The sequence below is a fragment of the Capilliphycus salinus ALCB114379 genome (assembly GCF_047276495.1).
In the GTDB taxonomy this organism is placed as follows: domain Bacteria; phylum Cyanobacteriota; class Cyanobacteriia; order Cyanobacteriales; family Microcoleaceae; genus Capilliphycus; species Capilliphycus salinus.
Window position 1 is genome coordinate 6,484,793 of the sequence record NZ_CP178543.1, and the last position, 12,490, is coordinate 6,497,282.

Annotated in this window: 10 protein-coding genes; all 10 read left to right on the forward strand. The window is 40.0% G+C overall.

The genetic code is table 11. The features are described from left to right. Positions 1 to 31 precede the first annotated feature (31 nt). The 10 genes from ACL6C3_RS26110 to ACL6C3_RS26155 all read left to right on the forward strand — a co-directional run bounded on the left by ACL6C3_RS26110 (position 32) and on the right by ACL6C3_RS26155 (position 12,454). The gene (locus ACL6C3_RS26110; RefSeq protein ID WP_413162531.1) at positions 32 to 961 is read left to right on the forward strand and encodes a glycosyltransferase family 2 protein; all 930 of its coding nucleotides are present in this window, start codon (positions 32 to 34) and stop codon (positions 959 to 961) included. 36 nt (positions 962 to 997) lie between these two features. Then, on the forward strand, positions 998 to 1,927 hold the full coding sequence (locus tag ACL6C3_RS26115; protein ID WP_413162533.1) for a glycosyltransferase: 930 nt from the start codon (positions 998 to 1,000) through the stop codon (positions 1,925 to 1,927). Between the two features lie 43 nt (positions 1,928 to 1,970). Beyond that, on the forward strand, positions 1,971 to 3,152 hold the full coding sequence (locus ACL6C3_RS26120; RefSeq protein WP_413162534.1) for a glycosyltransferase family 4 protein: 1,182 nt from the start codon (positions 1,971 to 1,973) through the stop codon (positions 3,150 to 3,152). Next, positions 3,152 to 4,519: an O-antigen ligase domain-containing protein gene (locus tag ACL6C3_RS26125; protein ID WP_413162536.1), complete on the forward strand. Its 1,368-nt coding sequence runs from the start codon at positions 3,152 to 3,154 to the stop codon at positions 4,517 to 4,519. Before ACL6C3_RS26120 ends, ACL6C3_RS26125 begins: the two co-directional genes overlap by 1 nt. A 174-nt stretch (positions 4,520 to 4,693) precedes the next feature. Next, positions 4,694 to 5,905, forward strand: a complete 1,212-nt coding sequence (locus ACL6C3_RS26130) for a hypothetical protein (protein ID WP_413162537.1) — start codon at positions 4,694 to 4,696, stop codon at positions 5,903 to 5,905. Between the two features lie 45 nt (positions 5,906 to 5,950). Then, the gene (locus ACL6C3_RS26135; protein WP_413162539.1) at positions 5,951 to 6,913 is read left to right on the forward strand and encodes a hypothetical protein; all 963 of its coding nucleotides are present in this window, start codon (positions 5,951 to 5,953) and stop codon (positions 6,911 to 6,913) included. 94 nt (positions 6,914 to 7,007) lie between these two features. Then, complete coding sequence (locus ACL6C3_RS26140; RefSeq protein WP_413162540.1) at positions 7,008 to 9,272, forward strand: CRTAC1 family protein; 2,265 nt, start codon at positions 7,008 to 7,010, stop codon at positions 9,270 to 9,272. Positions 9,273 to 9,355: 83 nt separating this feature from the next. Then, positions 9,356 to 10,519 (forward strand): glycosyltransferase family 4 protein, encoded by a 1,164-nt coding sequence (locus ACL6C3_RS26145; RefSeq protein WP_413162541.1) that lies wholly within the window; start codon positions 9,356 to 9,358, stop codon positions 10,517 to 10,519. 253 nt (positions 10,520 to 10,772) lie between these two features. After that, positions 10,773 to 11,912: a glycosyltransferase gene (locus ACL6C3_RS26150; RefSeq protein ID WP_413162543.1), complete on the forward strand. Its 1,140-nt coding sequence runs from the start codon at positions 10,773 to 10,775 to the stop codon at positions 11,910 to 11,912. 362 nt (positions 11,913 to 12,274) lie between these two features. Then, positions 12,275 to 12,454: a hypothetical protein gene (locus ACL6C3_RS26155; RefSeq protein WP_413162545.1), complete on the forward strand. Its 180-nt coding sequence runs from the start codon at positions 12,275 to 12,277 to the stop codon at positions 12,452 to 12,454. Positions 12,455 to 12,490: the final 36 nt, after the last annotated feature.

Consider the following 12,490-nt stretch of genomic DNA (forward strand, 5'->3'; position numbering starts at 1 on the left):
AGCCAACTTGACAATTATCACATTAAACCCCATGAACCCAAAGCTTGATGTTTCAGTAATTATTCCAACTTACAACCGCCTTCCGATGCTAAAGGAAGCTTTACAGAGCGTATTTTCCCAAGATTTTAACGGCAGCATAGAAGTTATTGTTGTTGACGATAATTCTTCCGATGGAACTGCGGAATTCATTACTCAGCAATATGCAGAAGTTCATCTGATTAAACTTGAGAAAAATGTCGGATGTCCTGCGGCTCGAAATCGAGGAATAAAAGTAGCTAGAGGTAAATATATAGCTCCACTGGACTCTGATGATTTCTGGGAAAAAAATTATCTGGAGACTCAGATAAATACTCTGGCTCAAAAAGAAAAAAGTTTTGCTGTCAGTGACTTATTGTTTTGGAATGCAATCAAAAACGCTAAAAAAGTTAGACTTCAAAGACCCGATTTGAATAAATATAACTCCCCTTTACATCATTTATTAGTAGGAAGTTTCATCTATACACCTTCCTCTGTCGTCTTTCCCAAACAACTTTTCTCTGAGATTGGTTATTTTGATGATAAAATAAAATATGGTTCCGATACGGATTTCTACATTCGCAGTTTGCTTGCAGGTTATCAACCGATCTTTACTGAATTTCCTCTGGTCATTCAGCGTAAGCACGGTAAAGAGCAGATGACTAATATTAAAAATCTAAAGAATCGGATTCGAGATCGATTTTTCTATGTTGATAATCTTTATCCTCAAGTAGAAAAACAATTGGATGCGGTTTCTTTAAAACGGATTCACGCCGAAATTTATGCTGACTATGCCAAACAATATTTTAAAAGAAAAAGCTTATTAAATTGGCTCAGATCATCTCTCAATTCAGCCTCTCACTCATCTTTATCCTATGCTTTATCTAATATGGCTAATGATTTGAGAGAAGCCCTCATCAAAAAGAACAAATTACCCGAACAATAATCCTAAAATTAATCCTAATTTTTTAGAGGAGTATCTATGAATAAGTTTGAGGAAGATTTTGTTTCAGTAATTATTCCAGTTTACAACGATACTAAACGTTTAAAACAATGCTTACAAGCTTTAGAAAAACAAACTTATCCGCAAAATAAATATGAAGTCATCGTTGTTGATAATGCTTCCGAAGAAAATGTTAAAGATGTTGTCAGTCAATTCGTTCAGGCTCGGTTAACATTTGAAAATTGTCCGGGTTCCTATGCCGCTCGCAACAAAGGGATTTCAGTTGCTCGGGGAGAAATTCTCGCCTTTACCGATGCCGATTGTATACCGAAAGAGGACTGGATTGAGACAGGTGTGAAACATTTATTATCTCTAGAAAAACCTGGAATAATAGCTGGAAACATCGAAATTTTCTTTAAAAATTCCCAAAATCCAACGGCAGTAGAGCTATATGATAGTATCACGAACTTACAGCAGAAAAAAATTGCAGAAGAAGCACATTTTGCCGCAACAGCTAACTTATTCACCTTTAAAAAGGTCTTTGATCAAGTTGGACTATTTAATCAGCAACTCAAATCTGGAGGAGATTCGGAATGGGGAAAACGAGCATATTCTCTAGGTTATCCAATAGAATACGCTGAAGACTGTTGTGTTGCTCATCCAGCTAGAGACTCTTTGGCTCAACTGTATAAAAAAGTAGCTCGTGTTAGAGGTGGGTTTTATCAACTTGAAAAGCTTAACTCTAATCAAACACAACAATCATTATACAAAGATTTTTTTAAGCTTTTATATAAGTGCAAACCCCCATTAATTTATGCGTATAAAAAAAGTTATTTAGATCGAAGAGTCAAGAATCAATCCCAGAAAATAAAAGTGTTTTTATTGATTATTTTAGTTCATTATAGAGGAGTATATGAAAGACTGAAATTGCTCTGTGGAGAACCTCAAATTCGATCAACTAATAATTGAGTTTTCATGCAATCAAAGTATCTAATGTATTTAATTTAAAAAGATGAAAATACTATTAACAATTCACGAGGTTTTTAATCCTGATTCAGGATCGGCAGGAAGCACTTTTAAACTCGGACAGGAATATCAAAAATTAGGACATGAGGTTCGATACTATTCCTTTGATGATCTTCCTAACTGGCTACCTCGTCCTCTTAAGAGAATAGTCTTTCCTGAATTCGTGGCATCTGAACTGCTCACCTCTTCTCGTAAGCAAGCTATGGATATAGATGTCGTAGATGCTTCTACAGGAGATGCTTGGTTTTGGGGAAAAATTATCAAAAACTTCACAAAAAAACCTCCTTTGTTAGTCACTCGTAGTCATGCTTTACAACATCTTGAACACCTCGATATTTTAGAAAATGTTCGGCAAGGAAAACAAAATTTAAGTTGGAAATATGGACTGTACAGAGGGAGCATTCAACTTTGGGAAGTCGCCGCATCTTTGCGCTGTGCTGATTTGGTTTTTTTGCTCAATCAGGAGGAAAAGAAATACGCTATCGAGCAACTGAATATACCTTCAGAAAAAATTCATATTTTTCCGAACGGAATACCAGAAGAATTTCTTGATCTACCCCTTGAACCCATACCGGAAGGAGAAAATACGAAAATTCGGATTGCTCAAATTAGTACCTATATTCCTCGTAAAGGAATTCACTATAGTGTACCAGCGCTGAACCAAATTTTAGCTCGCTATCCTCAAGTCGAAATGAGTTTTTTCGGTACAGAATGTCTAATGTGTCCTAATGTAGAACAAGTTTATGCCGATTTTGATCCGGGTGTACGCGATCGCGTTAAAGTGATTCCCCGTTATCGCCATGAAACCTTACCTAACCTTTTAAAAGGCTATCATATTAAACTTTTTCCCCCGACTTCCGAAGGATTTGGCAAAGCTTTAATTGAAGCAATGGCTTGTGGTTTAGCGCCCGTTACAACTGCCACTCCCGGGCCTTTAGAGATTGTCAGTGATGGCAATGATAGCATTGTTGTTCCCGCACGTGATACTCAAGCAATTCAGCAAGCTTTAGAGCGATTAATTACGGACAGACCTTATCTAGAAAAACTGCGTCGAAATGCCCATAAAACCGCTCAAAAATATAGCTGGAAAAGTATTGCTGAACGCAGACTATCCCTCTACGATCAAGTTTTACAACATCGAAAACAATTAAAGTCATTAAATTTCTGATGAATAACTCAGCTACACCGCATACTACCGAACTATTTCGCCCAACTTTAGCTTGGTTAGTTCTCTTAGGATTTGTTTTCCTATCAGCTCTATTCATTCTAGCAGGTGTAGGTAAAATTCTTAACTTAGTCTTTCCTGCCGGCTCTTTAGCCGTTGGGGTGTTTCTTTATTTTCGCTATCCCTTTCTTTATCTAAGTTTCATGTGGTGGATGTGGTTTCTTACTCCTCTTGTTAGACGTTTAGCGGATTACAAGAGTAGTTTTACAGATCCCAGTCCTCTTCTACTCGCTCCCTATCTGGTGACAGCAGTTACTCTGGTTAATGTTTGGCAATATTTACCCACTATTTATCGTCGCGGAGGGTTGGCTTTTCTCCTATCTTTTCTGGGTGTATTCTATGGTTTTTTGGTAGGACTTATTTATCGCTCTCCTGTTCGAGTTGGAATTGCACTATTAGAGTGGCTAGCTCCGTTACTCATCAGTTTTCACTTCTTTGTTAATTGGCAAGATTATCCCCATTATCGTAAAATTATTCAGCGAACTTTTCTGTGGGCAGTTTTAGTTCTAGGCGCCTATGGAATTTTTCAGTATCTCGTTGCTCCTGAGTGGGATCGACTGTGGTTAATTAACGCTGATATTAATAGTGCTGGCCGACCTTTTCCATTAGAAATTCGGGTGTGGAGTACAATGAATGCTCCGGCTCCATTTGGAATGGTGATGATGGCAGGTCTACTGTTACTGTTTAATACAACAGGCGTTTTGTATATCCCGGCTTCAGCAATGGGTTATCTTTCATTTTTTCTATCTCGGGTGCGTTCGGCTTGGGGAGGATGGATAATTGGTTTTTTTCTTCTAGCCCTTTCTCTGAAAACACAGTTTAAAATTCGCCTAATTGTAACAGTTGTCATCATCGCTACTTGTGTGATTCCCCTCACCCTGATAGAGCCTTTTTCTGAGCAAATCACTTCTCGCTTTGAAACCCTTTCAAACGTTGAAAATGATGTTAGCGCTCAAGCCAGAGCAGAAACTTATCAAAATCTTCTGGGTTCAGCACTATCAAGTTGGTTTGGAGAAGGTTTAGGAAGCCCTCAGTTTGACAGTGCTATTTTAGCAATGTTATTTAGTTTGGGTTGGTTCGGTACCTGTTTGTACATGAGTGGAATGCTTTTTTTGACTCTGAGTTTATTCCTGGGAAAAGAGTGCCAACTCGATCCATTTTTGGCAACCGCTAGAGCCATCTCTTTGGGAATGCTTGCTCAATTAATTTTAGGAACTTTTATGTTGGGAAGCAGTGGCACTATTTTATGGGGATTTTTAGGGATCGGAATCGCCGGACGAAAATACTATCTTTCTCAAAACTATTCTTGACCCACAAAAAATAATTACTTTATCCCATCGATAAATCCATCTAAAATCCAAGGTAAAATGACTCATTTAATTCTTAAAAATAAACGATTCAAGTATCTGCTGCTTTTGATTTCAGGAGCTTTGATTTTCTGGGGTCTATTTACTCTGTTGTTAAAACCTTCTCATTCAACCTATATGGAAAAAGCGGCAAGTGCGGATTCTTTTATAGACTCTATTGGAGTTGCTGTGCATCTTAATTATACAGATACTGCTTATCATCAAAACTATGAAGATATTATCAAACCCCGATTACAAGAGTTGGGAATTAGACATATTCGAGGAGGATTTTCTTTAAAAAGTAAAACCAGTTTGGAGCGAACTAAAGAGTTAGCTGAATTCGGAATTAAGTCAACCCTTGTTATGGACCCTAGACGCATCGAAAATCCTGAAGAAGCCTTAAAAATTGTCAAGGAAGTCAGGAACGCTGTTGAAGGCGTCGAAGGGCCAAACGAGTGGGATTTGAATTCATCTCTACAGTATCGGGGAAAGAGTTTTCCCCAAGGAGTAAAACAGTTTCAAAAAGAACTATATACAATCTTAAAGACCGATCCAGCTACAACTCAGATTGATATTATTTGTCCCTCTGTAGGACGTCCTTATAATTCCGAACAACTGGGCGAATTGCCCTGTGATTTTGGTAATATGCACAGTTACGCTGGGGGTAAACAACCCACTCGCCAATTAGAGAGTAAATGGATTCCGCAAGCTCAAGTTATTGCCGGGAATCGCTCGATTATTGCTACCGAATGCGGTTATCATAATCTGGTCACAAAGACTGATTTAAACCATCAGCCCGGAGTATCTGAACAAGCTGCCAGTAAATATCTAATTCGGCTATTTTTGGAGTATTTTAATCGGGGGATAAAACGAGCATATACTTATGAACTGATCGATTTAAAACCGGATGTTGAAGCCAAAAAACCCAACTGGAATTATGGTTTGTTGCGAAATGATGGTTCTCGTAAACCCGACTTTATAGCCCTAAAAAATATGATTGCGATACTTCAAGAAACTTCCCAAAAAGTTCCTCAGCCTATTTCACTTCAGACTCTTGAGTATACAATCACCGGAAACACTGAAAATATTCATCATACTCTTTTACAGAAAAAAGATGGTAAACTCTACTTGATTCTGTGGCAAGAAGTTCTCAGTTTCGATCAGGTTACTAAAAAAAATATTGAGATTCAACCTCAAAAATTAACATTAACCCTGAATAAGTCGCTCAAGCAAGCAAAAACCTATCAGCCCCTTGTCTCTATTCAACCAATAGAAACTTACGATCGCCCTCAACTTTTAGAGATAGAAGTTTTCGATCATCCTTTGATTATTGAGTTAATCAATCGTTAAAAATTAAACCCGTCAAAATCTCTTATTGAATGTTTTAAGATTGATATGATTACAATCGCTCCCGACCGCATTAAAAACTGGATTTTTGTCACCGGAATCATTCGCAGTGGCACAACATTTGTCGGAACAATACTCAGTTTACCATTGGAAGTAGACTATATTCACGAGCCATTTAATCCCCAATGTGGACTTCCGGGAATGAATCGCTGGTATCCCTACATCAGAGCGAGTTTAGACACACCAGAAATGCAACAATTCCACGAACTCACAAAAACGATTTTTAGCTATGAGTTCACGCTCCGAAATAAAATTCCTCAAACCGATCCTTGGAGCAAAAGAATTATCAAACAAGCGATTGGAAGTCGGGGGCCTTTTTATCTTCGTTTTGCCAAATTAAATCCCTTCCATACCACAGCAATTATTAAAGATCCCATTGGAAATCTTCTCACCGAATATCTTGATCTTCAGTTTGGAGTAAAACCCGTTATTATCGTCAAACATCCCCTATCGTTTATAGCAAGCCTAAAACGTGTCAACTGGTGGCCCCATTTGGGCGAGATTAACGATCAACCGCACTTAATTGAAGATTACTTTTCAGATGATTTTGACTTTATACAGAAAGAATTCTCCGATCCCGTATTAGCAGCAGCAGCCTATTGGCGGGCAACCTATAAAGTATTGTTTGCACAAGCGAGTAAGTATCAAAACTGGCAACTCATTACCCATGAAGAACTGAGTAAAAATCCAATCTACACTTTTAAAAATCTGTATGAAAAGCTCAATTTACCTTGGTCTAAATCCGTAGAAAATAAAATCATAAAGTTAACTCAGGGAAATCAATCTGCCGAGGCAAGAAAAGGTCAGGTTCAAGATTTTAATAGAAACAGCGCAGACATCTTTAAAGTTCGCCGTCAATCTCTAGCCCCCGAGGAAAAGAAAGCAATTTTTGAAATAACTGAAGATGTGGCATTACAAATTTATAGTCGAGAAAGTTTCGATCTGGATTAGTTGATTTATATAACTTTTTGATTTACAGTATAAAGGCTATAATCCGGGCGCGGATAAACAAAAGCTAAACTAATTTATTAAGCAATACTAAACCATGATTAGCTTTATAGAAACAACCAACTCGGCTGGAATTCAATTTGTCAATGGCATCAGTTTTGGAGCTTCCTGGGGAGATGTGAATCAGGATACCTTACCTGATTTATGGGTCAGTAATCACTTTGATCCAATCAGTCTCTATCTCAACCAGGGGGATGGCACATTTACAGATATCGCTTCAGAGGTGTTTCAAGACAACCTCAAACCTTCGACGGATACTCATAGTGCTGCCTGGGCTGATTTTGATAATGATGGGGACTCAGATTTAATCCAGTTTGTTGGGGCGGGAGAAGGGGTGGGGAGTGAAGCCAATTTTCTGTTTATAAATTCTTTGGTTGAAAGTGGAATTGAGGGACAAACAGAGGGTCTACTCAGCGATCAAGCTGAAGAACAAGGGGTGGACTATCCTTTGTCGCGATCGCGTACACCCTTATGGTTTGATATCGATAATGATGGTAAATTGGACTTGATTACCTCTTCACCCGCTCGTCCTGACGGTCAAGCTCCTCCCACTATTTTTCGGCAAACAGAAACCGGATTTGAAGATGTCGGTGAGACAGTTGAGTTCGAGGTTAACGACAGCGATTTCAGCATGATTGCTGACCTGTTTGGTGATGGTCGTCCGGAACTGTTTACCAGTCGTCGGGGTCGAGTCACGGTATTTGAAATTGGAGAAAACCCACTAGAGGAACCATTTCAGCCGGTTAGCGATCCGATTTTTTCAGGACTGCGGGCAGTAGAAGATATTGCTTTTGCTGATTTTAATAACGATCGGCTTCTCGATATTTATCTTACCCGATCGGGTTTGGGGGGCGTGGGACTAACTCAGTTTAGTGAACGGGGCGTAAAAGCGAGTTTGAACCCCGAAGCAGAAGAAGATGGTTTCCAATTCAACACAGCAGGAAATCTCACCTTTACCTTTCGCTCTGGAGATGTAGATTCGCGGCAAGATATTTACATTGGGTCAACCGGGATGAACCCAGACGGTTTTCAGTTTACCCTGTCTCCCGATGATCCCAACGTCCAGGGTATTTTTTCCCATATTCCGGGCGAGGAAGAAGGAATTTATATCGGCTACGATCTTGAACAACAACGCTGGCAGGTACTCTACTCTCAACCCAATCGGGGACAACTGCGAGTTCGGATTGACGGGGAAGAAGCCATTTCAAATCTGACCGCTTTGGGATTTGATCCAGAACCCGAACCCCTAGACGATATCCTGTTGATCAACACCAGAAACGGGTTTGAGGATCAAAGTCAGGAAGCGGGGCTAGACAGCATTTCGATTGTGGGTAGAAACGTTACCACCGGAGACTTTGACAACGATCAGGATATTGATGTTTACTTGGTCTCGACCAGACCATCAGGCAATATTGCCAATGTGCTATTGGAAAACCAGGGGAATGCCACCTTCGTACCCGTTCCCGATGCGGGAGGAGCCAGTGGAACTGCTCTTGGAATTGGTGACTCCGTAGCAACCGCAGATTACAACCTCGACGGATTCTTAGACTTATTTGTGACCAATGCCCTATTTCCGGGTGTGTTAGCCGATGACGGCCCCGATCAACTGTTCCAAAACGCGGGGAATGATAACTCCTGGCTTTTACTTGACTTGGTGGGAACTCAATCCAATCGAGATGGGATCGGAGCAAGAGTGTTGGTCACGAGCAACGGTGTGACCCAACTTCAAGAGCAAAATGGAGGAATTCATCGTCGTTCCCAGAACCATCAACGTTTACATTTCGGGTTAGGGGATAATCAAACCATTGATGAAATCCTGATTGAGTGGCCCAGTGGCATCGAGCAACGCTTAGAAAATATACCCGCCAACCAGATTCTGCAAGTGACCGAACCCCAACAGCCTCAGCTAAGTCCCCTTGGGGAACCGGATTACGATCCACTCACTGATTCTGGATTATTTCTCTGGCAAGGGGTTGGAAACACTTGGCATTTACGGGCAACCGGAGATGCAGATGGTAATCGTTATCGAGGATCAATTGTCTCCGATCAGGCCGCGATTCAAGTCGAACCGGTGGAACTCGAACCCAATGATACTTTGAACAATACCGACCCCTCTCGAATTGAGTTTGGATTAACTGTTTTGCAGGGATTCCAAGATGGTTTTGATTTTGAATTCCCATCCGGTGCTTCCCTGGTGTTAAATTTGGACAATTCGCGAGATGAAATCACGTCGCTAGTACGAATTGGAGGTGAACAATGGCCTATTAGCCAAGCCTCTGTGGATTTAAGCGCGTGGACGTAATGTAAAATCTACAGCAGGTCAGCCATTGGCCTGCTTACTATGGGAATGAAATTTTTCGAGTTACCATCAATATTAAATCAAATATGAATCCTCCGGTCAATTCTACATCTTCTTCATCGATTTTATGTGTTGGGAATGGTTGGTTTCCCACAATGCCAGGTGGACTAAACCGCTACGTTTATGAACTCACTCATCAACTCGCCGCCCAAGGAGATAACATTGAATTATGCGGCGTTGGACTTCCAACCGTTGAACCCAATTCTTCCCTAAAACTCACTAATTTAGCCGAACCTAATTGTTCACTATTCCAACGACTGTGGTTAACCCGTCAAAACTTCAACAACCGATATTTAACTCAACCGGATGCCATCAACCTGCATTTTTCACTCTATAGTTTACCGCTAATTTCTAACCTACCAAAAGATGTACCTGTAACCTTTACGTTTCATGGTCCTTGGGCATTAGAAAGCCAACGGGAAGGCGCGAAAAAACTGGGAGTTTGGGCTAAATATTGGATGGAACAACAAGTTTATCAACGTTGCGATCGCTTTATTGTTCTGAGTAAGGCTTTCGGCGATATTTTAAATCAAAACTATCACATTCCTTGGAATAAAATCAATATCATTCCTGGCGGAGTCGATACCCAGCGCTTTCAAGGGAATTTATCCCGCAAACCAGCCCGGGAACAGCTTAATTTCCCACAAGATCGCTTGATTTTATTTACCCCTCGCCGCCTCGTTCATCGCATGGGAATTAGCCCCTTATTGCAAGCCTTAGCCAATCTAAAATCGAGTTATCCTGACGTTTGGTTAGCCATAGCAGGTAAAGGAATTTTACGAGAACAATTAGAACAACAAGCCACCGAATTAGAACTCAATAATCATGTTAAATTCCTCGGTTACTTACCCGATGAACAATTACCCATCGCTTACCAAGCTGCCGATTTAACCGTTGTTCCCTCTCAATCTTTAGAAGGATTTGGATTAATATTACTCGAATCTCTCGCCAGTGGAACACCCGTTTTATGTACACCAGTCGGGGGAATGCCGGAAATTTTAGGAAAATTTACCCCAGAATTAATCACAGATTCAATAACAGTAGAAACAATTACATCTAAACTGCAAACTATCCTACAAGGTGAGATTTCTTTACCCTCCCGTGATGCTTGTCGAGACTATGCTACCACTCATTTTAACTGGCTGGATATTGCCCAAAAAGTTCGACAAATCCTTCTGAGTGTGAGATAATCGGGTTGCACATCGATCCAGCTTGTTTGTTTCATCGAGGTAAAAAACCAATAACCTCAGATCGACTAACACTATTTTTTGACTACACCTCTAGAATTCCCAAACATCCCTATTACTGTAAATCATCTTTATCACCCAAACCATTATCAACCCTTTGTAATTCTCTTTCTGAACAACAAAAAGAATGTGTATTCTGGAGAAACCGTTTAAAATATTATTAATCAGATTAGCTGAATTGATCCAGTGAGAGGACATGAAAATTCTATTTTTAGATCAAAGCGGTAAATTAGGCGGTGCTGAACTTTCTTTGGCTGATGTAGCTGATTCCTACCGTGAAAACTGCTTGGTAGGTTTATTTGCAGATGGGGCTTTTCGCCAGTTACTCGAACAAAAAAAAATCCCCGTAAAAATACTCACCAATAAATCTATTAACGTTAAAAAAGATAGCGGAATGTTAAAAAGTTTGGGCAGTTTTACTTCAATTACACCCCTAATTTTAAACGTTGCTAAAATTGCCAAAAAATATGATATGATCTATGCAAATACTCAAAAAGCGTTAGTTGTTGGCGCTTTGGCGAGTTTTATCGGTCGCCGTCCGTTAGTTTACCACTTACGAGATATTCTCAACGCCGATCATTTTAGTAAAACAAATCGCCGGGTTGCAGTTACATTAGCAAACCGTTTTGCATCTTTAGTAATTGCCAATTCTGAAGCGACTCGCACCGCATTTCTGCAATCGGGAGGACGATTAGAAATTACCCAAGTTGTTTACAATGGTTTTCAACCCGAAAACTATCAAGCGGAAACTTCAGAAGTTAATACCATTAAACAACAACTAGAACTAGAAGATAAATTTGTAGTCGGACATTTTAGCCGATTATCGCCCTGGAAAGGACAACATATTTTATTAGAAGCCTTAACCGAATGTCCTGAAAATGTTATCGCTCTTTTAGTCGGAGATGCACTGTTTGGAGAGAAAGAATACGTCGAACAACTCCACAAACAAGTCGATAATTTAGGACTCAAAAACCGAGTCAAATTTTTAGGATTTCGTTCGGATATTGTACCCTTAATGAGCGCCTGTAATTTAGTTGCTCATACCTCCACCTCTCCCGAACCTTTTGGACGGGTTATCATTGAAGCAATGCTGTGTAAAACTCCCATTGTGGCGTCTGCTGCGGGGGGTGTGGTGGAATTAGTTAACCCCGGAAAAACGGGTTGGCTTGTCACCCCCGGAAACTCGGAAGAACTTGCTAACGTGATTAATAGTTGCTATCAAAACCCAGAATTGGCTGCAAATGTGGCGACAGAAGCTTATAAAAAAGCCAATGAAAACTTTCAACTCCAGCAAACCCAACAACAAATTGATCAATTACTTCGGAAGTTATTATAATAAAAAATCAATCTCAATGACGCTCGTATGAGGTACAAACCATAAACCCGGTTTCTGCTAGAAACCGGGTTTCTACCCAATCGGTGTTGTACCTCACAGAACTGAAAACTGCTATATAATAAAAAATTCATCTAAATAATCTCAGCCCCTCTCCTAAAAGGCGAAGGGGAATTTTCAGACAATTTTATTTTTTATACTCTATCATTATTACCTAACCAACCGAACCGCAGTCCAGAGGAATAACTGTCACACAAAAAACGAGATTTGCATAAAATTGTCCGGTTTCCTCTGAGTAAATAGTAGAGTACCGGGGTGATGTGATGAGATTTAAGAGTATTATCAACCTATTATTTGTAACTGGAATGATGAGTTATGGTGTGTTTAGTCAGGTAAATTCTATAAGGAGTTCGCCGACCATTGAAGACGCAATGATTTGTCGATTTTTCAAGCCGCAACCTCCCGTTCAAAACGATGGCGGTTCCCGATTTGCTGAACCCAACACCCCCAAAAATCAAGACAATTTTCCTCACGTTCAAGCTTGAATGTCTGGGGATAGATAAAAGAGTGAAAGCAAGCTC